Below are 19,895 nucleotides of genomic sequence, written 5' to 3'. Positions count from 1 at the left end.
GACGAGGGAGCGAAGCGTTTAGGCTTTCTGCCCGAAAGTATCGGAAACGTCAGCGGGTGTCCGGTCGGACCTCGACGACGACGTTCCCGCGCTTGCGCCCGCTCTCCACGTACTCGTGGGCCGCCACGATGTCGGCCAGCGGGACCGCGCGGTCGATGACGACCTCCAGGGCGTCGTCGGCGAGCAGCCCGGCCACGAACGTCAGCGACGCGTTCTTCTCCACCGACATGCCCGACAGCACCCGCCGTCCGCGCCCGAGGCGGGTGGCCAGCGCGAGGACCGTGCTGAGCGGCCCGGTCGCCGTCGACATGTAGCAGCCGTGCTCGGTGAGCGACCCCCGCGACCGCGCGAACGAGCTGCGGCCCACGGTGTCGAAGACGACGTCGTACCGCTCGCCGGTCGTCGTGAAGTCCGTCTGCGTGTAGTCGATGACGCGGTCCGCGCCGAGCGTCCGCACGAGGTCGGCGTTCCGACCGCTGCACACCCCGGTGACGTCCGCGCCGAACCGGTGGGCGAGCTGCACGGCGAACGAGCCGACGCTGCCGGAGGCGCCGAGGACGAGGACCCGCTGGCCCGCGCGCACCCGGGCCTTGCCCTCCAGGAAGAAGAGCGCCGTCGTGGACCCGTCGACAGCGGCGGCGGCCCGCGCGAACGGGACCCCGGCAGGCTTGGGCGCGAACGAGGCCGACTGCGGCAGGCACAGGTATTCGGCAGCGGCGCCCAGCCGGAAGCCGGTGAACCCGAAGATCTCGTCACCGGGCGCGCACCGCGTGACGTCCGACCCGACCTCCACCACCTCGCCCGCGAACTCCAGCCCGAGCCGGCGCATCCGGCGTCGGGGCCGGCGGAAGCCGAGGATCACGCGGCCCCAGAGCGGTCGCCCGCGCCGCATGTGGCACTCGGCGGTGGTCACGGTGGTCGCGTGGACCCGGACCAGCACCTCGCCGGCGCGCGGCGTCGGCCGGGGCCGCTCGACGACCTCCAGGACGTCGGGTGGGCCGAACCGGGCGTACTCGGCGGCGCGCACGGTCAGACGGGGACGGGCTCGGGATCGGGCGCCGGTGCGGCGAGGTGTGCGGCGCGGCGCTGGGCGAGGGTCAGGATGCCGACGACGAGCAGGGCGGGGACCCAGCCGTACAGCGCACCGGACGCACCGCCGTCGCTGACCCCGTACAGCTGCGTCTGACCGATCACCCACCAGCCGTCGCCGTCGGGGTCCAGCCCGGTCGAGGCCAGGACCGTCGGCAGGCCGCCGACGACGGCGCCGACGATCGCGGCCGCCCACACCCCGAGGAACAGGACGAGCCGTCCGCCCTGCAGCAGCGTGCTGCGGGCGGCGAGCCAGGTCAGCGTCCCGACGACGACGCCGACGAGGACGCCGCCGAGCAGCACCACCGCGGAGGGGGCGCCGCGGGCCGTGGTCACGGGGAGCACCCAGTCGGCGGCCTCCCGCACGGCCAGCGCGAACTGCGAGCGCGCGGTGGTCACGTACCGGTCCACCGTCTCGTCGACGCTCACGTGCGCGGCGGCGACCACCAGCCAGCCGATCGCCGCGACGACCCCGGCGGTGGCCGCGGCGACGACCGTGCCGGACGGGCGACGCAGGGTCGGCGGCTCGGTGCCGCGCCGGGCGACCGCGATGGTGACCAGGCCGACGACCCACCCGTACGACACGCCCCACGCGCACCCGGCCCGCGCGGCCTCGCCGTACCCGAACGCGAGCAGGTCCAGCAGGCCGTACCGGACCATCGGTGCGGCGACGGCGAGCGTCCACACGACCGCGGCGGTCCAGCCCGCGACGATCACGGCGAACCACACCGCGAGCACGCGCGGAGCGGCGCCGGTCCGGGTCGCACGCAGCGCGGGCAGGACGAGCCCGGCGAGGGCCGCGAGGAGCGCGATCACGGCCAGGACGCCCGCACCCCCGGCGCTCCCGGCGCCGCGGACCAGCGACACCGCGGGCGTCATGGGGACGACCAGCCCGACCAGTCCGGGTGCTGCTCCGGCGCGGGTCCACGCCGCGTGCACGACGGCGGTGCCGAACCACAGGACGAGAGCCAGGCCGAGGGCCGTCAGGAATGCGCGGTTCGTCCGGAGGGGCATCGGCGGAACCTAGCAGCCCGGTGCGTACCCGCGGAAGCAGGGACGCACCGGGCTGCCGGGTGGTCAGCCGACCGTGCCGGAGACGGCCGTCCCGGTCCGCACCACGGTGTACGCGGCCGTCCGTCCGCTCCAGAAGTGGAACGTGAGCACCACGGGGGAGCCGTCGGTGACCTCCGCGAAGAACGCGGGCCGCAGGACGATCGTGCCCGCAGAGGCGTCGGGCGCGAACGTCACGTCGAACTCCTTGAACGACGTCCACCCGTGCGGGCCGGCGTTCGAGCCGTCGAGGTAGCGAGCCTCCATGGTGGCCAGCCGGTCACCGCGGAAGTCCGTCGGGACGGCGAACGCGTCGGTGGTGCCCGTCGCGTCGCTGAGCACCGGGGTGTCGGCGTTGACGATCTCGATGGTCCACGGGACACCCTGCGAGAACCGCGCCACCAGCTCGGCGCTCGTCCCGTAGGCCCCCGTGCCGGACAGCCGCTGCAGCAGGGCCGCGGGCAGGGTGAGCGTGCTGCCCGAGAGCTGGTAGTCCTTGCCCTTCTTCAGCTTCTTGGTGCCCAGCGAGAGGTCCCGGAACGTCGTCCCGTTGAGGTCGAGGGTCACGGTCTGGTCGGTGACCGCGCCCGGCTGGACGAAGACCTGGTCGGTCGACGCCGTGCCGGAACGCTTCTTCCAGCTCGACGAGATCTGTGCGAAGAGCTCCGGGTCCCGCCATGTGAACGCGGTGCGGTCGAGGTGCTGGCCGTTGTCCCAGAGCATCGTCGTGACGCCCGTGGTGCGGGCCTGGTGGCCCAGGTGCTCGAAGAACTTGAGCTTCTCGCCCTGCTCGATGGTGCCGGTGTGCCGGTCGAACCCGAGCAGCCCGTACTCCCCGAGGATCACCGGGATGCCCTGGCTGACCAGGGTGGCGTGCACGCGCGCGAAGGCGTCCGTGGCGTCCTGCTGGGCGGTCGCGTCGAAGCGCGTGCCGCCCGCGACGTTCACGCTGAACGGCCAGTAGCCGTAGTAGTGGAAGGTCGCGGCGAGGTTGGCGTCGTCGAGCGCGGTGAAGGTCGAGACGAGCTCGTCGAGCCGGGCCTGGCCCGAGTCGGTGTGCAGCGTGGGCAGCACCAGGACCCGGTCGAGGTTCCGTCCGCCCGACGCGCGCACGACCTGGTGGAACGCGGCGTTGAGCTCGTCGAGCAGCGCGTACTCCTGTGCCTCGCCGGTCGACCCGGCGAACTGCGGCTCGTTGATGCTCTCGAACAGCAGGGTGCGCGGGTGGTCGCGGAACCGCTCCGCCAGCTGCTCCCAGGTCGCCGTGAACTGGGCGAGCACCTCGTCGTGCCGGGTGGGCATCGCGTTGGTCCACATCCACGAGTCGTGGTGCAGGTCGAGCAGGACGGACAGGTCCTCGTCGAGCGCCCAGTCGACGACCTCCTCGACGCGGTCGAGCACCGCCGGGTCGATCGTGTACTCCGGGGCGGGCCCCTCGTGCTGGCCGAGCGTGACGGGGATGCGCACGCTGCGGAACCCGTTCTCCCGCACCTCGTCTAGTAGCTGCCGGGTGACGCGCGGGTTGCCCCACGCGGTCTCGTCGGCCCCGACGGCGTCGAAGGTGTTGCCCAGGTTCCAGCCGGGCTGCATCGCGGCGACGACCCGGGCGGCCGACCTCGGGGTGCGGTCGCCTGCCTGCGCGGGCCCGGCGAGCCCGGCCGAGAGCGCGGCGGCCGCCGCGAGTGCCGTCAGCGTGGTCCAGAGGGGTCGTTTCACGTGGGGTGCCCTTCGTCGCATGGTCACGCTCGACACGACGGCCGGCTCTCCGTCGAGCGTCGCGCCCCCATCGAAGCGCTTCGACCGGAGTGTAGGGATGCGACGCCCGTGGAGGAAGGGGGCGAAACGGATAGGCGGGCGCTACACCTCTCGGCGCAGGAGGTCGCCCGGCTGGCACTCCAGCACCTCGCACAGTGCCTCGAGCGTGGTGAAGCGGACCGCCTTGGCGCGCCCGTTCTTCAGCACCGCGAGGTTGGCGGGGGTGATGCCGACGCGGTCGGCGAGCTCTCCGACGGACATCTTGCGGCGGGCGAGCATGACGTCGACGTCGACGACGATCGGCATCAGATCACCTCGTCGAGCTCGGCACGCAGGGTGGTCGCCGTGGAGTCGAGGGTGACCGCCTTGGCCAGCAGCACCCGCAGCACGAGCACCAGCAGCGCGATGCCGGCGGTGCCCATGCCGCCGATCACGATGAGCAGGACGATGCCGGGTGCGACCGCCTCGCCCGGTGCCAGCACGAACGACAGGACCATCGCGAGCAGGGTCGCCCCCACGGCCGCACCGATGACGACGTCGACGTACCGGAACGCGGCGGCGCTGAAGACGGTGTCCCGACGCACCATCGTGAGCAGCTGCCAGATGCACACGAGCGCGACCTGCACGGCCAGCACGCCCAGGAGCAGGATGACCACGACGGGCCAGCGCAGGTGAGCGACCTCGGTGCCACCGTCGTCGATGTCGCGTCCGATCGCGGGGATGACCATGCCCTGCACCACCAGCAGGCTGGCGAACATCAGCGCGATCACCGCCCGCAGGGCGAGGATGGCCAGTCGGCCCATGGTGGTGCTCCTTCGTCGCGATCTATTGATTAACGATAGAAAACTATCGTTTCACGACGAAGAAGGCAACCACCCGGTCAGGCATCCCGTCGGCGCAGGACCACGACGGCGGCGACGAGCAGGACGACGGCCCACCCGCCGAACACGGCGGCACGCTCGAACGCCTCGACGGCCGGGACGCCCACGGAGGTCGCCTCGGACGCGTTGATGAACGGCAGCAGGGACGCGAGCGTGTCCGACGGGAAGATCGACAGGAGCCCGATCTCGACGATGTACGCCACGGCCACCGGCACCAGGAACCCCGCGACCTGGCTGCGGGTGAGCGCGGCGACCGAGAAGCCGATGACCCCCCAGCACACGAGCACGAGGGCGGAGCGCGTGCCGAGCCCGAACCACTCGCCGCCGAAGCCCGTGCCGCCGGCCGCCACGCTGGTCACGACGGTGTCCACGACGGTGCAGACGATGCTCAGCGCGACGAGGAGCCCGACGACGACGCCGACCTTGGCCAGCACGATGTCCGTGCGGCGGGGGAAGGCCGTGTAGAGCGCGCGCAGGGTGTTCCAGCGCAGCTCCGCCCCGATCGCGGACGCCCCGACGGCCGCCGCGAGCACGCCCCCGGCGGTGAGGTGGTTCACGGCACCGAGCGGGAAGTCGGCGGCGGAGGTCTCGCCCCGCAGCAGGTTCAGGCTCGTCGCGAGCCCGACCACGAAGATCAGACCCAGCAGGATCCAGGTGGACCACACGGACGTCACCCGTCGGACCTCGAAGAGCAGCGCCCGGCGCATGGCCTCCATCAGGCGACCTCCCCGCCGGTGTACTCCTGCGCGTCACGGGTCAGGTCGATGAACGCCTGCTCGAGGGAGGCGTTCCGGGCGACCAGCTCGCGGACCGGCTGCCCGGTCTCGTGCACCAGCAGCCCGACCTGCTCGGTCGACGCCCCCGTCACCACCACCCCGTCCGGTCCCTCGGACACCGCCGCGAGGCCGGCCCGGGTGGCGGCGCCCAGCACGGCCGCGGTGTCCGCCACCCGCACGAAGACCTGGCCCGACGTGCTGCGGTCGACGAAGTCGGCCACGGACTGGTCGGCCAGGACGGTGCCCCGGCCGATGACCACCACGTGGTCGGCCATGAGCTGCATCTCCGGCAGCAGGTGGCTGGACACGAAGACCGTGTGGCCGGCGTGGGCGTACGCGCGCAGGAACTCGCGCAGCCACTGGATCGACTGCGGGTCCAGACCGTTCGACGGCTCGTCGAGCATCAGGACGTCCGGCTCGGCGAGGATCGCCGTCGCCAGACCCACCCGCTGGGCCATCCCGAGCGAGAACCCGCCGGGGGAGTCGTCGGCCACGGACCCGAGGCCGACGAGGTCGAGGACCTCCGTGACCCGACGGGCACCGACGCCGCTCGCCGCCGCGTGCATCATCAGGTGCCGGCGGACGGTCCGCTTCGGGTGGAACGCCTTGGCGTCCAGGTGTGCCCCGACCGCGCGGGCGGGCACCGGCAGGTCGCGCAGCTGCTGCCCGTCCCACTCCGTGCGGCCGTCGCCGCGGTCGAGCCCGAGCATCAGGCGCATCGTCGTGGACTTGCCCGACCCGTTCGGACCCAGGAAGCCGGTGAGCCGACCGGGTCGCAGGGTGAAGCTGACGTCGTCGACCGCCCTCTTGCGCCCGTACGTCCGACCCAGGCCTGCCGTGGTGACGATCATGCGACGACGCCCTCGTGGGCCGGCTTCACACGGCCGCGCACGAAGATCAGCCCGACGACCGCGATGACGATGAACACCATGTTCGCCGGCTGGGCCAGCGTGAGGAGCTCGCTCTGCGGGCCCGAGTGGACCTCGTCGATCCCGCCCGTCGCGAGGAAGAGCGTCGGGTCGTACAGCCCGTGGATGAGCATCGGCCAGATCAGGTTCCCCGTCACCCGCAGCGTCAGGTACATGCAGATGCCGAACCCGAAGGCGAACACGACGGTCAGCGCGACGGTGAGGATCTCCTGGCCGCCCAGGATGTTCGAGGCGTGCAGCAGGCCGAAGATCAGCGACGAGACCACCATCACCACCCACTCGGACTTCCCTGCGTCACGCAGCATCTTCACCGCGATGCCGCGCGTGAGGATCTCCTCGACGAAGCCCACGAGCAGGCCGGAGACGAACGTGACCGCCACGACCCCCGCGGCGTACGACGCGTAGTCGATCCCGAGCAGCCGCAGCACGATCGCGGCGACCACCGCGACCGGCGCGAGCCACATCCACCACCTGCCGCCGATCGGCTGACGGGCGAAGAGCGCCGGGAACCAGTGCAGGGACGCGACGAACGCGATGAGCACCACGGCGCCGATGGCGAGCGGCAGGAACAGCCCGAAGAACACGCTCTGGGGCGTCGCGAAGAGGTCGTCGGAGTCGACCTGGTCACCGAACAGGGCGCCGACGAGCTGACCGCCGGCCAGGTAGAGGGCCAGGTACACGACGGCGACGAGCACCGCCCGCCACCACCCGCCCCGGTTCCAGAAGGTCGTCCAGCCGGACGTCGAGGGAGAAGTCGTGGACACGGATGCGGCTCCTGTCGTGGGGCGGCGTGGCGTGGAGCCACTGAAAGTCACGATGGCGGACTGGTCGCCGGACCGCACCCCGGACGCGATGCCGTGCGCGGAGCGCGACGTCGGGTCCGCGTCCAGGGTAGGCGAGGCCGTTTTGTTAGGACCCCTTCCATTCACCCGCTCTCGGGCAATACGGTCATCCGCAGGTCGTCCGCCCTCCCGGACGACCCAGCACCGCGACAACGACGTCGCTGTGCTCGCCCGCGGCACCCTTCCTCGTGACGGTCGGGTGCCGGCCTCGTCCGTCCGTTCGCTCCCGGAGGGTTCGCCATGCCTCGATACGTCCATCCACGCCGCCTCGCCACCGCTGTGCTCTCAGCGGTGGTCGCCACCGGCCTCGTCGCCACCGTCGGCCTGACGGTCAACGCGTCCGCGGCCAGCGCCGCCGACACCTGTGCCCAGAAGTCCCGCCCGACCGGCAAGGTCCTGCAGGGCTACTGGGAGAGCTGGGACAACTCCAGCGTCCATCCCGGCCTCGGCTACATCCCGATCGACGACGCCCGCCAGGCGCAGCACGGCTACAACGTGCTGATGGCCGCGTTCCCCGTGATCCTCCCCGACGGCACCGTGAAGTGGTCGGACGGCATGGACACCGGCGTCGACGTCCCGACGCCCGCCCAGGTCTGTGCCGCGAAGGCCCAGGGGCACACGATCCTCATGTCCATCGGCGGGGCCAACGCCAGCATCGACCTGTCGTCGGCGGCCGTCGCCGACAGGTTCGTCGCGACCATCGTGCCCATCCTCAAGGCCAACAACTTCGACGGCATCGACATCGACATCGAGGCCGGGCTCACGGGCTCCGGCAGCATCGGCACGCTGTCGACGTCGCAGGCCAACCTCGTGCGGATCATCGACGGGGTCCTCGCGGCGATGCCCGCCGGGTTCGGCCTGACCATGGCGCCCGAGACCGCCTATGTGACCGGCGGCTCGGTGGTCTACGGGTCGATCTGGGGCTCCTACCTGCCGATCATCAAGAAGTACGCCGACAACGGCCGCCTCTGGTGGCTGAACATGCAGTACTACAACGGCTCCATGTACGACTGCGCGGGCAACTCCTACGCCGCCGGCACGGTCGCGGGCTTCGTCGCGCAGACCCGGTGCCTCGACGCGGGCCTGACCGTGCAGGGCACGACGATCCGGGTGCCGTTCGACAAGCAGGTCCCGGGCCTTCCCGCCCAGGTCGGTGCGGGCGGCGGGTACATGAGCCCGGCGCTCGTCTCCCAGGCGTGGTCGCAGCTCGGCGGGGCGCCCAAGGGGCTCATGACGTGGTCGATCAACTGGGACGGGTCGAAGGGCTGGACGTTCGGCGACAGCGTGCGGTCGCTGATCGGGGGGAGCTTCCCGACGCCAACCCCGACGCCGACGAGCACTCCGACCCCGACGGTCACCCCGACGCTGACCCCCACGCCAACCCCGACGACACCGAGCGGGACGTGGGCGCCGAACAAGGCGTACAAGGGTGGTGACGTCGTGACGTACGCCGGCAAGCAGTACACGTGCCGCCAGTCGCACACGTCGCTCACGGGCTGGGAGCCGCCGAACGTCCTGGCGCTCTGGCTGCCGAAGTGACCGACTGACGTAGCGAGCCCCCCTGGGGTCGAGAACACCATGAGTCGCGGAATGGACGCCCATTCCGCGACTCATGGTGTTCTCGCGGCAGTACCTTCGTCGCAGCAGATCGGCAGGGGGCGCCGGCGATGAAGGTGACAGGCACGACCGTCGTCGTGACGGGTGCTGGCGACGGCATCGGTCGCGAGCTGGTGCTCGGGCTGCTCGCGCGCGGGGCCCGGGTCGCGGCGGTCAGCCGGACGGCGGAGCACCTGGAGGAGACGGTGGCGCGTGCGGGCGGCGCTGGCGATCGGGTGTCCGTCCACGTCGTCGACGTCACCGACCGACCGGCCGTCGAGGCGCTGCCCGCGGTCGTCATCCGTGAGCACGGCCAGGTCGACGGCCTGATCAACTGCGCCGGCATCATCCAGCCGTTCGTCCCGCTGCTCGACCTGGCCTACGCGGACATCGAGCGCGTGCTGGACGTCAACTTCTGGGGCCCGGTGCACACGACGAAGGCGTTCCTGCCCCACCTCGTTGCCCGGCCGCGGGCGCACCTGGTCAACGTGTCCAGCATGGGCGCGTTCCTGCCGGTGCCCGGGCAGACCGCCTACGGCGCGTCGAAGGCCGCGGTGCGGCTCCTCACCGAAGGGCTGCACGCCGAGCTGGCCGGCACGTCCGTGTCGGTCACGGTCGTCTTCCCCGGAGCGACCCGCACCGGCATCGTCGAGAACTCCGGGGTGCGCCCGCCCGAGATTGCCGGTGCGACGGCGCGGCGGCTGGAGAAGCTGATGACGCCGGCGCCGGTGGCCGCGCGCCGCATCCTCGACGCGGTCGAGCGGGACGCCTACCGGGTGACCGTCGGGAAGGACGCGGCCGTCATGGACGTCCTCGCGCGGCTGGCGCCAGAGCGTGCGGCCCGGCTGGTCCGCACGCGGATGAAGGCGCTGCTGGGCTGACCCTCAGCCGGTCGCCCGGAGGATCCGCATCGCGACGGGCGACAGCGGGCGTCGCCGGCCTCAGCCGACGCGGTCGAAGGTCTCCTCGTGCACGCGGTAGACCTCCTGGCCCGTCTCCGGAGCGATGTGGACGACGAAGTCGGGCAGTGCGTCCTTCGTCGGCTCACCGTCGGGACCGACGGACTCCGGATCGCGATCCCAGTCCAGCACCGTGACGCGCACCGCGTACCGGCCGGCGGGCAGCGGTACCCGTACCGCTGCGTCGGCCGGGTAGCCGATGTGCTCGATCCCGCTGAGAGCGGCCTCCTCGCCGGTCACGACCAGCAGGTAGGGCTCGCTGCTCACGAACGTGTAGCGGGACTCCCGTTCGGTGAGCGTGTCGGGCGAGACGGCCACGCGGACCCCGTAGGCGCCGTCCGAGCGGATGTTGACCGGGACCAGCTCCCCGCCGGAGATCGCAGCGCCGACGCGGTCCTCGACCCTCGACGCCCACGCGTCGTAGCCGTCGATGCCGTCGAACGTCGCGACGCACCACAGGGCCAGCATCCCCGCGTCGGTGTGCGCGGTCACCACGGCGTGCTCGGTCATGCCGGGAACCTATCGCCGGACTCCGCGGCGAGCCGCGCGACCTGTGCGTCGAGGTACCGGCGCTCGGCGACGTTCGTCGCGCGGCCCGCGGCCCGTCGGTAGTGCGCCAGGGCGCGGTCTCGGTCGCCCTCCTGCTCGTGCAGGTGGGCGCGCAGCTGGTCGACGCGGGGGAGCGTGCCGTCGACGCCGTCCAGGACCGCGAGCCCTGCTGCCGGCCCGTGCACCATCGCCGTGGCGACCGCCCGGTTGAGCGCCACCACCGGGCTGCCCGTCATCCGCTCCAGCAGCTCGTACAGCGCCAGGATCTGCGGCCAGTCCGTCGCGTCCGCGGTGGGCGCACGGTCGTGGATCGCCGCGATCGCTGCCTGGAGCTGGTACTCGCCGACGGCTCCGCGCCCGATCGCACCGTCGAGCAGCGCGGTCCCCTCGGCGATCAGGGCGTGGTCCCACCGGCTCCGGTCCTGGTCGGCCAGGGTCACCGGCGTGCCGGACGCGTCCGTGCGGGCGGGTCGGCGGGCGTCCGTCAGGAGCAGGAGGGCGAGCAGCCCGGCGACCTCGGCGTCGTCGTCGGCCGCGTGGACGTGCCGCGCGAGACGGATCGCCTCGTCGGACAGGTCTGCCCGCGTGAGGTCGGTGTACCCCTCGTTGAACATCAGGTAGAGGACGCGCAGCACGCTGCGCAGCCGGTCCGGGTGCTCGTCGGGCGACGGCATCGAGAAGCGCTCGCCCGCGACCTTCTGCTTGGCGCGGCTGATCCGCTGCGCCATCGTCGCCTCGGGCACGAGGAACGCGCGGGCGATCTCCGCGGTGGTCAGCCCGCCGACCGCCCGCAGGGTCAGTGCGATGGCCGACGTGGGCGTCAGCACGGGGTGGCAGCACAGGAACAGGATCGTCAGCGTGTCGTCGTCCTGCGCCGCGACCCCGGCCGGCGGCTCCGACGAGACCCGCGCCTCCCGGTCGCGGCGGGCCGTCTCGCTGCGCCACTGGTCGACCATCCGTCGCGACGCCGTCTGCAGCAGCCACCCGCGCGGCTGCGCCGGGACGCCCTCGGCCGGCCAGTGTCGTGCCGCCGCGATCAGCGACTCCTGCACCGCGTCCTCGGCGGCGTCGAAGTCGCCCCACCGGCGCGCGAGCGTGCCGAGGACCTGCGGCGCCAGCTCGCGCAACAGGTCCTCGACCTCGCTCGAGACGTTCAGCGTGGGTTGCTCGCCGTCTCGAGGTACGCGTTCATCTCCTCGACGCCCGACGGCCCGTCGTCCATGATCCGGCGCACCTGGATGGGCTGCTGCGTCGGGACGCCGCCACGGCCGGGCACCGCCGAGACGAGCCCGGCGATCTCCAGCGCGCGCTCCTCGGACTCCACGTCGACGATCTGGTAGCCCGCGATCCACTCCTTGAACTCCTGGAACGGGCCGTCCGTGATGACCGGCGTGACGCCGTCCGACCGCACGACCTTGGCCAGGTCGGGGCCGGTGAGGACCTCGCCGCCGACGAGCTCACCGTTGGCGGTCAGCTCCGCGTTCAGCCGGCCGTAGTAGTCGAGGTGAGCGGCGACCTCGTCGTCCGTCCACTGCGACATCGGCGACTCGTCGGGACCGCTCTGGAAGTCCACGATCAGCAGGTACTTGGCCATGACTGCTCCTCCTTCGTCGTGCCCAGACTGGCACTGTCACTCGAAGAACGGAGCCGCCCCGCGTTCCTCTACATGCCCGGCCGGAGTAAGTTCCGCGCATGGACCCGTCGTCCTCGACCCGGATGCCCGGCCGGCTGGTACCCGCCGGCGGCGGTCATGTGCCCGTGCGCGTGCGGGGGTTCGTCGAGGACGCCGCGCCGCGGCGCGCGCACCGGTCCGAGCGCGGGTTCGCCGTCGTGCTGGCACGCACCGAGCACGACGTGGTCAAGGTCGTCGACGGGACGACCGTCCTCGGCTACCTGCCCGAGGGCTGGTCGCAGGTGGTCGACTTCGAGCTGTGGTCCGCGGAGCAGGCGGGCGAGCCGGCCGTGGCCCGGGCGGTCCTCGAGGGCCCCCGCGGCGAGCGCGACCTCTTCGTCATGCTCAGCTGGCCGCGACGCCGCGCCTGACTCGTCAGGAGTCGAGCGCCTCGTACTGCTCGTAGACGTCGAGGGGCAGGCCGTCCTCGGTGCCGCGGCTAGACCTCGACGACCTGCGGTGCACCCGGCTCGGCCCACACCGTGCGACCCCCGTCCGGCGCCAGCTCGGGCCGCTCCAGCGCCGCGGCGCTGTCCAGGAAGTGCGACCACCCCTCGTGGTGCACGGGCAGCACCGTGTGCGCCGCAGCGCCCGGCACAGCTCGCGGCCGTCGGCGACGGTCATCGTGTAGCGCAGCGGGCCCGTCGTGGGGAACCGGACGCCGCCGAGGTGCACGACCACGGTGCCCACGTCGATCCGCTCCCCGATGCGCCGCACCTCGGACGTCAGCACCGTGTCCCCGGTCACCCACGCCGCGCCGTGCTCCTGGCCCTCCCAGGTGAGGCTGAACCCGGTGACCGCCCCGACGAGCGCCCCGGCGCCGACAGGCCCGTGCCGCCCGGGCGTCGCCGTGACGGTCACGGTCGGGCGGTCGGGGTGGGTCAGCGTCGTCACCTCCCACGGGCTCAGGCCCCGGGCGGGGGCGCCGAGCCGATGCGCGCCGGGCACCGTGGTGAGCACCGTGGGGACGCCGGCGAGCATCGCGCGGCCGGCGTCGTCGAGGTTGTCCGCGTGGTGGTCGTGGCTGAGCAGGACCGCGTCGACCGCACCGACCTCCTCCACCGACAGCGCCGGACCGGTCGTCTTGCGCGACGACGTCCCCCAGCCGAACTTGTAGGTCCGGCCGGGGGCGTCGAACGTCGGGTCCGTCAGGATGCGCCAGCCCTCGAACTCGAGCAGCGCCGTCGGGCCTCCGACGTGCGTGAACGTGAGCGTCGACACCGTCAGGGTGCGCTCACGCTGGAGGCCGGCGACCACGCGGCGTGGGCGAGCGCCCACTCCAGGGCGCGGTCGGCGATCTCCTCCCAGCCGGGACCGGCGACCATGAGGTGCGGACGGCCGTCGTAGGTCTCGTGCTCGGTGACGGTGCCCTCGCCCTTGTAGTGCTTGGCGTTCGAGGTCTGCACCGACGGCGGCATGATGTGGTCCTCCGAGCCGGACAGGAACAGCAGCGGCGCCCGGTTCGGGTTCGTGAAGTCGACCCAGGCGTCCTGGTGGCCGGGCTGCACGTTCGCCAGCACGGAGTCGATGAGGACCCGGCCCGACGCGGGGATGTGGTACCGGTCGTAGAAGTACTGCGACTCCTCCGGCGTGTACGTGTTGGTGAACGCGTACGTCCACTCCTCGAACGACAGGCCGACCGCGCGGTGGTGGTTCGCCGGGTTCTTCACGACGGGGAACACCGACTTGAGCTGCGACCACGGGGTGACGAGCACACCCTCGACCGGCGCCGAGTTCAGCGCAACCGCCGCGCTTCCGTGCCCGCGGTCGAGCATGAGCTGCAGGAACGTCCCGCCCGCCGAGTGGCCCATGAGGATCGGCTTCGTGGGGGTGTCCAGCGAGCCGATGAACTCGTCGAGGTGGGACGCGATGGCCTCCACCGTCAGGTTCGCGATCGGTGTCGGGTCGGCCCGCAGCGCCTCGACCTCCACCTCGAAGCCCGGGTAGCCGGGCGTGTGGACGGTGTACCCCTTGGCCTCGTAGTGCGCCTTCCAGCCCTCCCACGAGCGGGGGGTGACCCAGAAGCCGTGGATGAGCACGATCGTGTCGGGAGCAGTCATGACGCCACCTCGTTCCTCGTCGCCTGTCCGGTTCGTCCGGCCGGTTGGGGAGACTGTGGCACCCACAGGCCACGCGCGATGGTCTGTGGGTGCACAGATCTGGTGCGGATGTGCAGGTCAGCGGGTCTAGGACGCGGCGTGCTCCGCGACGACGTCGAGCACCCAGACCACACCGAACCGGTCCCGGAGCATCCCGTAGAGCGGCGACCACCCGGCGGGGGCCAGGTCCTGCACGACCGTGGCGCCCGCGGACAGGCCCGTCCAGTACGCGGTGATCTCGTCGGCGTCGGTGCCGCGCACGGACACGAACACCGGGTTGACGCCCGGCTCGTACGGGAGGCGGACGGGGACGTCGTAGGCCATGACCTGGAAGCCGTCGTCGGACCGGACCTGGCCCCACATGATCTGCGCGGCCTCCGCGGGGTCCTGCGCGGCGTGCGCGTCCTCGTAGGTGACGAGGGCGATCTCGCCGCCGAACACGGACCGGTAGAGCTCCAGGGCCGCTCGGGCGTCGCCCCGGAAGTTCAGGTGGGTGGTGGTCGTGATGGTCACGGGAAGTCCTCTCGGTTGATGACAGGACCACGCTAGGAAGCATTGCGGCCACTTCCTGACCGCGATGAGAGGAGGCTGGGTGCATGGCGAACACGAGCTCTCGCACCCTGCGGCTCCTGTCGTTGCTGCAGGCCCGTCGGTACTGGCCAGGACCCCGGCTGGCCGACGAGCTGGGCGTCTCGGCACGGACCCTGCGGCGTGACGTCGACCGGCTGCGCGAGCTCGGGTACCCCGTCGACGCCCAGCCGGGGGTCGACGGCGGCTACGCGCTCGCGGCCGGTGCGTCGTTGCCGCCGCTGGTCGTGGACGACGACGAGGCCATGGCCCTGGCGGTGGCGATCCAGTCCCACCTGGCGACGGGCGACGGCGGTGACGCGGCACTGCGCGCACTGACCAAGATCGTCCAGGTGATGCCGCAGCGGCTGCGCGCACGTCTCGACGCGGTCCGCTCGTCCACGACGCCGGCCCCGTGGAGCGCCGACGTCGCCGCGCCGCTCGACCACGCCGTCCTGTCGACGCTCGCCCTCGGGTGCCGCGACCGGGAACGCGTCCGGTTCGAGTACGTCGCAGCGGCCGGCTCGCCGTCCTCCCGGCTGGTCGAGCCGGACCGGCTCGTCGCGCTCGGGCGGCGGTGGTACCTCGTCGGCTACGACCTCGACCGGCACGACTGGCGGACGTTCCGCGTCGACCGCGTCGCCACCGCCGCGAGCACCGGGACCGCGTTCGCGGCGCGCACCCCGCCGTTCGACGACGTCGCCACGTTCGTCCGGAGCCGCGTCCTGGGCGACGCGCAGAGTGGTCGGCACCGGGTCGAGGTGGTGGTCGAGGCGTCCGCCGACGCGGTGCACGCCCTCGTCGGCCGCTGGGCGCACGTGCGCGCGGACGCGCCGACGCGGTGCACGATGACGATGGAGACCGACTCGCTGGAGGGGCCGCTGTTCGCGCTGGGCGCCCTCGGCGCGGAGTTCTCGGTGGTCTCGCCGCCGGAGCTGGCCGCGCTGGTCCGGGACTGGGGTGCCCGCTTCGCGCGGGCCGCGCAGACCTAGACGGGGTCGAGGCTCGGGTCGGGGTCGACCAGGGCGGCGAGCGTGGGTGCCGTGACGTTGGCGCCGAACGCGGGCGTCCCCGGTTGCAGGTGGGCACCGGCGCGGAGCGGTCCGACGACGACGGGGTCGAAGCCGAGCCGGTCGACGAGGTCGGCGGCCGCCGCGGTGTCGTCCCCGTCGTCCCCGGCGACGGCGATCGCCTTGCGCCCGGGCGTCCCGGCGGTCCGGGCCTCGCCGTCGAGGTCGTGGTAGCCCATGTGGTTGAAGGCCTTCACGACGCGGGACCCGCCCAGGTGCTCCTGGACGAGCTCGCTGGTGGTGGTCCGCGGGTCGGTGAGGTCGTCGCGGATGCCGTCGATCTCCCACCAGTAGTTCATCGCGTCGACGACGAGCTTCCCGGCGAGGGCGTCGACGGGGAGGGAGCGGTACTTGCCGAGGGGGAGCGCGAGGATCACGACGTCCGCGTCGGTGGCGGCGTCGAGCGCGCGGACGGCTGTCGCGCCGGGGGCGAGGACCTCGACGGTCAGCGCGATCGTCGCCGGGTCGCCGGAGCCGGCCACGAGGACGCGGTACCCGGCGGCGACGGCCAGGCGGGCCAGGACGGTGCCGACCTTGCCGGCGCCGAGGATGCCGAGGGTCGTCACGCGTCGGCCACCAGGTCGCGGACCATCGGGATGACCTTGGTGCCGTACAGCTCGACGTTGCGCAGGCGCGCGTCGGCCGGCTGGGCACCCGTGGTGTAGATCAGGTCGAACCGGCCGACCCCGAGCGCGGTGACGGCCCGGGCGATCTTCTGCGCCACGGTCTGCGGCGACCCGACGTACAGGGAGCCGTGCGCGACCTCGGCGTCGAACTCCTCGCGACGGACCGGCGGCCAGCCGCGCAGCGCGCCGATCCGGTCCCGCTGGACGCGGTAGTGCGGCCAGAAGACCTCGACGGCCTCCTCGTCGGTGTCCGCGACGAACCCGGGGGAGTGCATGCCGACGGGGTGGGCGGTGGTGCCGAACTGCTCGGCCGCGCGCCGGTACAGGTCGAGGTAGGGCGCGAAGCGCTGCGGGTCCCCGCCGATGATCGCGAGCATGAGCGGCATGCCGTACCGGGCGGTGCGGACGACGGACTGCGGGGAGCCGCCGACGCCGACCCAGGTGGTCAGGTGGCCGGACTCGGTCTTGGGGAAGACGTCGGCATGGTCCAGGGCGGGGCGCGTGGTGCCGGACCAGGTGACCGGCTGCTCGGTGAGGAGCCGGGAGAACAGCTCGATCTTCTCCTCGAAGAGGACGTCGTAGTCGGCCAGGTCGTAGCCGAACAGCGGGAACGACTCGGTGAAGGAGCCGCGGCCGAGGATGACCTCCGCGCGTCCCTCGGAGAGCGCGTCGAGCGTGGCGAAGCGCTGGAACACGCGCACCGGGTCGTCGGAGCTGAGCACGGTGACCCCGGAGCCGAGGCGCAGGCGCGAGGTCCGGGCGGCGATGGCGGCCAGGACGGTCTCGGGCGACGAGACGGAGTACTCGGGGCGGTGGTGCTCGCCCAGCGCGATGACGTCGACACCCACCTGGTCGGCCAGGACCGCCTCCTCGACGACCTGGCGGATCGCAGCGGCGTGCGAGACGAGCTCGCCGTCGGCACCCTGCGGGCGGTCGCCGAACGAGTCCAGGCCGAGCTGGAGGGTGGTCATGAAGGTCTCCTCGATGCGTCAGTAGTTGACAGTTCAACCATACCCCGAGGCGATCGATTCCGGATGACGCGGGGTCTAGCGTCGCAGCGTGACCCTCTTTCTCGTCGTCGGTCTGCCCGGAGCGGGGAAGACGACGCGGGCGAAGCAGCTGGAAGCCAGTGAGCCCGCGCTCCGGCTGACCCCGGACGACTGGCAGATGACGATCTTCAGCGCCGACGGCCCCACCCGGTGGCGGTCGACCGAGCGCGCCCACCATCGCGACCGCATCGAGGCCAAGCTGATCGAGGTCGGGCTGCGTGCGTGCGAGCTCGGCATCGACGTCGTCCTCGACTTCGGCCTCTGGAGCAGGGACGAGCGCTCGGCGCTCCGGTGGATCGCGCACGCACGCGGCATCCCCGTGCGCGTGGTCTACCTGCCGATCGACTACGAGGAGCAACGCCGGCGCGTGTCCGACCGCGCGCGCAACGAGCCGGGTCAGTTCCACCTCAGCGACGCCGAGCTGGCGCAGTGGCACGGCCAGCTCGAGGTGCCGGACGAGGAGGAGCTGCGCGGTGACCACATCCCGCCGGCCCCGGCGGGGTACGCGACCTGGGCGCAGTGGGCGTCCGAGCGCTGGCCGTCGTTGCCGGACCGCTGACAGAGCGGAACGCCCTGCCGACGCTCAGTCGCGCGGACCCTCCCACGGGTACCCGAGCTCGACGAACGCGCTGCGCACCGCGGCCCGGTCGCCCTCGACGTCGCGCTCGAACAGCTTCCGTCCGCTCGCGGTCTCGATGACGATCGTCGATCGGCGGGGATGGACGGCGGCGACCGTAGCGCGTTCGATGACCCGCTCGACCTGCCCGCGTCGGCGAACCTGGATCTGCTCGCGCCCGATGTCCAGGACGGGCGAGTCGTAGATGACCCACGCGGCGAACGCGAGGCCGGCGACGAGGCCGAGTCCCGGGCGACCCCACGTCAACCACGGCTCGTCGAACGACCCGACCAGCCGCAGCGGCCCCTGGAACGGCACCCACGGCAGCTCCGCGGCCCATCGCGTGAGCACCGGCAGGAGCGCGCCGACGACGGCACCACCGAGACCGAACAGGGTGAGCACCCAGCGGCGTCCGCTGCGGTCGAACCCGCCGACCGTGCGGTTCTGCTGGTCGCTGGGCGGGTCGGCGTCAGTCACGGGACGCACCCTAGGGAACGCGCTCGGGTGCTGTCACGACGGGGTCAGACCAGGCGCAGGAGCCCGGCCTCGCTGTGCCGCAGCCCGCACGCGCCCTCGTAGAAGCCGACCAGGTGCGGCTCGTAGTCGGCGTGCAGCCAGTGGCAGCCCGACCGCCGCGCCTCGTCGGCTGCCGCCGCGACCAGCGCTCGTCCCACGCCGCGTCCCTGCGCGTCGGGGGCGACGCAGGTGTCCAGGAGGATCGCGTGCACGCCGCCGTCGCCGACCACGTTGACGAACCCCACCAGCCGGCCGTCCAGGCGGGCGGTGACCCACGTCAGGCTGTGGTCCGCCAGCCGCTGCCGCCAGGGGGTGCTCGTGACCGGATGGCCGAACGCCGCCGCGTGCAGCGCGTCCAGCTCGTCGTCGGTCAGCTCACCACGGGCCTGCACGGCGATGTCCACGCAAGCATCCTGCCGTGAGTCGGCGTTGCCGGGGCGTGACCCGAGCGTTGTGCAGTCGTTGTGGAGAACTAGCCCGACCGAGGGGCGTCCGACGACATGCTTGCGGAGGACCGTCCCGGACCCGCACCATCAGGGCCGCGGCTGGCACGGTTGCCGCCACCTCGACCTTCGGAGCAACGCCATGTCGCAGAACCCCGTCCCAGCCCGACCGACCGCCGCGTTCGTCGGCGCGTCCTGGGTGGCCCTCCTGATCGCCCTGCTCGCCTACGGCGTCGGACTGTGGAACGCGGAGCTGGACCCGTCGGAGAAGGGCTTCCTCGGCACGCTGATCCTGCTCGGCCTGTTCTCCGCGATCGCCGTGCAGAAGTCGGTCCGGGACCGCGCCGAGGGGATCCCGGTGACGGGGATCTTCCTGGGCCTGTCGTGGGCGATGGTCCTGACGTCGCTGGTGCTGGTGTCGACGGCGCTGGTCAACGCGCCGCTGGAGCTGTCGGAGAAGGGCTTCTTCGGGCTGAGCTTCACGATGGCGCTGTTCTCGGTGGTCGCCGTCCAGAAGAACGTGCGCGACCTCGCCGCCGCCGGCCCGGCACCCGTCGTCCCGAAGCCGGCCGCCGATCCCGAGGTCAAGGCGACCGTCTGGCAGTGAGCGTGGAGCGGCCCACCGCCCTCCCGCAGCGGGAGGGCGGTGGGCCGGTTCCTCACTTGTAGGTGATCGACGAGGTCGAGTACCCGCACGCGGAGGAGGGTCCGGAGCCGATCTTCGACGGTTCGCCGGAGGTCACGCCCTTGTACTCCTCGCAGATCACGATCTTCTTGGACGAGTCGTTGTAGATCGTCACGTTCGTGATCG

The 19,895-nt window shown here is 72.4% G+C and carries 24 protein-coding genes; 6 read left to right on the top strand and 18 right to left on the bottom strand.

Going from position 1 to position 19,895, the window contains the following annotated elements; translation table 11 throughout:
* Nucleotides 1-49: 49 nt before the first annotated feature.
* From ACXJKF_RS10355 to ACXJKF_RS10320, 8 genes are all read right to left on the bottom strand, one after another.
* Entirely contained in the window at nt 50-1,027 is a 978-nt protein-coding gene (locus tag ACXJKF_RS10355; RefSeq protein ID WP_456787629.1) for an NAD(P)-dependent alcohol dehydrogenase, read from the bottom strand.
* Between the two features lie 2 nt (nt 1,028-1,029).
* A complete protein-coding gene (locus ACXJKF_RS10350) occupies nt 1,030-2,103 on the bottom strand; it encodes a hypothetical protein (RefSeq protein ID WP_456787628.1) in 1,074 nt (357 codons plus the stop codon).
* 63 nt (nt 2,104-2,166) lie between these two features.
* Complete coding sequence (locus tag ACXJKF_RS10345; protein ID WP_456787627.1) at nt 2,167-3,855, bottom strand: cellulase family glycosylhydrolase; 1,689 nt, start codon at nt 3,853-3,855, stop codon at nt 2,167-2,169.
* Nucleotides 3,856-3,996: 141 nt separating this feature from the next.
* Complete coding sequence (locus ACXJKF_RS10340) at nt 3,997-4,200, bottom strand: helix-turn-helix domain-containing protein (protein ID WP_055919313.1); 204 nt, start codon at nt 4,198-4,200, stop codon at nt 3,997-3,999.
* Complete coding sequence (locus ACXJKF_RS10335) at nt 4,200-4,697, bottom strand: DUF2975 domain-containing protein (protein WP_456787626.1); 498 nt, start codon at nt 4,695-4,697, stop codon at nt 4,200-4,202. Before ACXJKF_RS10335 ends, ACXJKF_RS10340 begins: the two co-directional genes overlap by 1 nt.
* 77 nt (nt 4,698-4,774) lie before the next feature.
* A complete protein-coding gene (locus ACXJKF_RS10330; RefSeq protein ID WP_456787625.1) occupies nt 4,775-5,491 on the bottom strand; it encodes a hypothetical protein in 717 nt (238 codons plus the stop codon).
* Nucleotides 5,491-6,402, bottom strand: a complete 912-nt coding sequence (locus tag ACXJKF_RS10325) for an ATP-binding cassette domain-containing protein (RefSeq protein WP_456787624.1) — start codon at nt 6,400-6,402, stop codon at nt 5,491-5,493. The genes ACXJKF_RS10330 and ACXJKF_RS10325 overlap by 1 nt, the downstream gene beginning before the upstream one ends.
* Nucleotides 6,399-7,244: a CPBP family intramembrane glutamic endopeptidase gene (locus tag ACXJKF_RS10320; RefSeq protein WP_456787623.1), complete on the bottom strand. Its 846-nt coding sequence runs from the start codon at nt 7,242-7,244 to the stop codon at nt 6,399-6,401. Before ACXJKF_RS10320 ends, ACXJKF_RS10325 begins: the two co-directional genes overlap by 4 nt.
* A gap of 318 nt (nt 7,245-7,562) precedes the next feature.
* Here ACXJKF_RS10320 and ACXJKF_RS10315 point away from each other — a divergent pair, with 318 nt between their 5' ends.
* Both ACXJKF_RS10315 and ACXJKF_RS10310 read left to right on the top strand, forming a co-directional pair.
* Nucleotides 7,563-8,861, top strand: coding sequence for a carbohydrate-binding protein (locus ACXJKF_RS10315; protein WP_456787622.1), 1,299 nt, complete (start codon nt 7,563-7,565; stop codon nt 8,859-8,861).
* A gap of 128 nt (nt 8,862-8,989) precedes the next feature.
* Nucleotides 8,990-9,799: an SDR family NAD(P)-dependent oxidoreductase gene (locus tag ACXJKF_RS10310; RefSeq protein ID WP_456787621.1), complete on the top strand. Its 810-nt coding sequence runs from the start codon at nt 8,990-8,992 to the stop codon at nt 9,797-9,799.
* Between the two features lie 60 nt (nt 9,800-9,859).
* On the opposite strand, the gene ACXJKF_RS10305 is transcribed toward ACXJKF_RS10310, so the two are convergent.
* Genes ACXJKF_RS10305 through ACXJKF_RS10295 form a run of 3 tightly spaced genes read right to left on the bottom strand, consistent with a single transcriptional unit; the run spans nt 9,860 to nt 12,020 of the window.
* Nucleotides 9,860-10,387 carry a hypothetical protein gene (locus tag ACXJKF_RS10305; RefSeq protein WP_456787620.1) on the bottom strand — a complete coding sequence of 176 codons (528 nt, stop codon included), beginning with the start codon at nt 10,385-10,387 and terminating at the stop codon, nt 9,860-9,862.
* The gene (locus ACXJKF_RS10300) at nt 10,384-11,553 is read right to left on the bottom strand and encodes an RNA polymerase sigma factor (RefSeq protein WP_456787619.1); all 1,170 of its coding nucleotides are present in this window, start codon (nt 11,551-11,553) and stop codon (nt 10,384-10,386) included. Before ACXJKF_RS10300 ends, ACXJKF_RS10305 begins: the two co-directional genes overlap by 4 nt.
* Before the next feature lie 26 nt (nt 11,554-11,579).
* Complete coding sequence (locus tag ACXJKF_RS10295; protein ID WP_456787618.1) at nt 11,580-12,020, bottom strand: YciI family protein; 441 nt, start codon at nt 12,018-12,020, stop codon at nt 11,580-11,582.
* Between the two features lie 98 nt (nt 12,021-12,118).
* On the opposite strand from ACXJKF_RS10295, the gene ACXJKF_RS10290 reads away from it, so the two are divergent.
* Nucleotides 12,119-12,469 carry a hypothetical protein gene (locus tag ACXJKF_RS10290; RefSeq protein ID WP_456787617.1) on the top strand — a complete coding sequence of 117 codons (351 nt, stop codon included), beginning with the start codon at nt 12,119-12,121 and terminating at the stop codon, nt 12,467-12,469.
* A 4-nt stretch (nt 12,470-12,473) separates the two neighbouring features.
* Here ACXJKF_RS10290 and ACXJKF_RS10285 read toward each other — a convergent pair whose 3' ends face one another.
* From ACXJKF_RS10285 to ACXJKF_RS10275, 3 genes are all read right to left on the bottom strand, one after another.
* Nucleotides 12,474-13,355: an MBL fold metallo-hydrolase gene (locus ACXJKF_RS10285; protein ID WP_456787616.1), complete on the bottom strand. Its 882-nt coding sequence runs from the start codon at nt 13,353-13,355 to the stop codon at nt 12,474-12,476.
* Complete coding sequence (locus ACXJKF_RS10280) at nt 13,322-14,158, bottom strand: alpha/beta hydrolase (protein WP_456787615.1); 837 nt, start codon at nt 14,156-14,158, stop codon at nt 13,322-13,324. The genes ACXJKF_RS10285 and ACXJKF_RS10280 overlap by 34 nt, the downstream gene beginning before the upstream one ends.
* A 126-nt stretch (nt 14,159-14,284) precedes the next feature.
* A complete protein-coding gene (locus tag ACXJKF_RS10275; protein WP_456787614.1) occupies nt 14,285-14,710 on the bottom strand; it encodes a VOC family protein in 426 nt (141 codons plus the stop codon).
* 83 nt (nt 14,711-14,793) lie between these two features.
* Between ACXJKF_RS10275 and ACXJKF_RS10270 the strand changes: the two genes are divergently transcribed.
* Nucleotides 14,794-15,756 (top strand): helix-turn-helix transcriptional regulator, encoded by a 963-nt coding sequence (locus ACXJKF_RS10270; protein ID WP_456787613.1) that lies wholly within the window; start codon nt 14,794-14,796, stop codon nt 15,754-15,756.
* On the opposite strand, the gene ACXJKF_RS10265 is transcribed toward ACXJKF_RS10270, so the two are convergent.
* Both ACXJKF_RS10265 and ACXJKF_RS10260 read right to left on the bottom strand, forming a co-directional pair.
* On the bottom strand, nt 15,753-16,400 hold the full coding sequence (locus ACXJKF_RS10265) for an NADPH-dependent F420 reductase (protein WP_456787612.1): 648 nt from the start codon (nt 16,398-16,400) through the stop codon (nt 15,753-15,755). The two genes, ACXJKF_RS10270 and ACXJKF_RS10265, sit on opposite strands and share 4 nt — an antisense overlap.
* A complete protein-coding gene (locus ACXJKF_RS10260) occupies nt 16,397-17,431 on the bottom strand; it encodes an LLM class flavin-dependent oxidoreductase (RefSeq protein WP_456787611.1) in 1,035 nt (344 codons plus the stop codon). Before ACXJKF_RS10260 ends, ACXJKF_RS10265 begins: the two co-directional genes overlap by 4 nt.
* Nucleotides 17,432-17,519: 88 nt before the next feature.
* On the opposite strand from ACXJKF_RS10260, the gene ACXJKF_RS10255 reads away from it, so the two are divergent.
* Nucleotides 17,520-18,068 carry an AAA family ATPase gene (locus ACXJKF_RS10255; protein ID WP_456787610.1) on the top strand — a complete coding sequence of 183 codons (549 nt, stop codon included), beginning with the start codon at nt 17,520-17,522 and terminating at the stop codon, nt 18,066-18,068.
* A 24-nt stretch (nt 18,069-18,092) separates the two neighbouring features.
* On the opposite strand, the gene ACXJKF_RS10250 is transcribed toward ACXJKF_RS10255, so the two are convergent.
* Both ACXJKF_RS10250 and ACXJKF_RS10245 read right to left on the bottom strand, forming a co-directional pair.
* Nucleotides 18,093-18,602, bottom strand: coding sequence for a YqeB family protein (locus ACXJKF_RS10250; RefSeq protein ID WP_456787609.1), 510 nt, complete (start codon nt 18,600-18,602; stop codon nt 18,093-18,095).
* A gap of 44 nt (nt 18,603-18,646) precedes the next feature.
* Nucleotides 18,647-19,045: a GNAT family N-acetyltransferase gene (locus tag ACXJKF_RS10245; RefSeq protein ID WP_456787608.1), complete on the bottom strand. Its 399-nt coding sequence runs from the start codon at nt 19,043-19,045 to the stop codon at nt 18,647-18,649.
* A gap of 181 nt (nt 19,046-19,226) precedes the next feature.
* Here ACXJKF_RS10245 and yiaA point away from each other — a divergent pair, with 181 nt between their 5' ends.
* Nucleotides 19,227-19,691 (top strand): inner membrane protein YiaA, encoded by a 465-nt coding sequence (yiaA, locus tag ACXJKF_RS10240; protein ID WP_456787607.1) that lies wholly within the window; start codon nt 19,227-19,229, stop codon nt 19,689-19,691.
* The last annotated feature ends 204 nt before the right edge of the window (nt 19,692-19,895 follow it).

This window comes from Cellulomonas sp. P5_C5 (assembly GCF_054049655.1).
This window is presented reverse-complemented; position numbering and strand designations above follow the sequence as displayed.

Excerpts from the sequence above, each read along its gene's own strand:
- ACXJKF_RS10330 (WP_456787625.1), bottom strand. The coding sequence starts at position 5,491 with ATGGAGGCCATGCGCCGGGCGCTGCTCTTCGAGGTCCGACGGGTGACG.
- yiaA (WP_456787607.1), top strand. The coding sequence starts at position 19,227 with ATGTCGCAGAACCCCGTCCCAGCCCGACCGACCGCCGCGTTCGTCGGC.
- ACXJKF_RS10305 (WP_456787620.1), bottom strand. The coding sequence starts at position 10,387 with ATGACCGAGCACGCCGTGGTGACCGCGCACACCGACGCGGGGATGCTG.
- ACXJKF_RS10270 (WP_456787613.1), top strand. The coding sequence starts at position 14,794 with ATGGCGAACACGAGCTCTCGCACCCTGCGGCTCCTGTCGTTGCTGCAG.
- ACXJKF_RS10290 (WP_456787617.1), top strand. The coding sequence starts at position 12,119 with ATGGACCCGTCGTCCTCGACCCGGATGCCCGGCCGGCTGGTACCCGCC.
- ACXJKF_RS10260 (WP_456787611.1), bottom strand. The coding sequence starts at position 17,431 with ATGACCACCCTCCAGCTCGGCCTGGACTCGTTCGGCGACCGCCCGCAG.
- ACXJKF_RS10295 (WP_456787618.1), bottom strand. The coding sequence starts at position 12,020 with ATGGCCAAGTACCTGCTGATCGTGGACTTCCAGAGCGGTCCCGACGAG.
- ACXJKF_RS10310 (WP_456787621.1), top strand. The coding sequence starts at position 8,990 with ATGAAGGTGACAGGCACGACCGTCGTCGTGACGGGTGCTGGCGACGGC.
- ACXJKF_RS10325 (WP_456787624.1), bottom strand. The coding sequence starts at position 6,402 with ATGATCGTCACCACGGCAGGCCTGGGTCGGACGTACGGGCGCAAGAGG.
- ACXJKF_RS10340 (WP_055919313.1), bottom strand. The coding sequence starts at position 4,200 with ATGCCGATCGTCGTCGACGTCGACGTCATGCTCGCCCGCCGCAAGATG.
- ACXJKF_RS10350 (WP_456787628.1), bottom strand. The coding sequence starts at position 2,103 with ATGCCCCTCCGGACGAACCGCGCATTCCTGACGGCCCTCGGCCTGGCT.
- ACXJKF_RS10335 (WP_456787626.1), bottom strand. The coding sequence starts at position 4,697 with ATGGGCCGACTGGCCATCCTCGCCCTGCGGGCGGTGATCGCGCTGATG.
- ACXJKF_RS10280 (WP_456787615.1), bottom strand. The coding sequence starts at position 14,158 with ATGACTGCTCCCGACACGATCGTGCTCATCCACGGCTTCTGGGTCACC.
- ACXJKF_RS10315 (WP_456787622.1), top strand. The coding sequence starts at position 7,563 with ATGCCTCGATACGTCCATCCACGCCGCCTCGCCACCGCTGTGCTCTCA.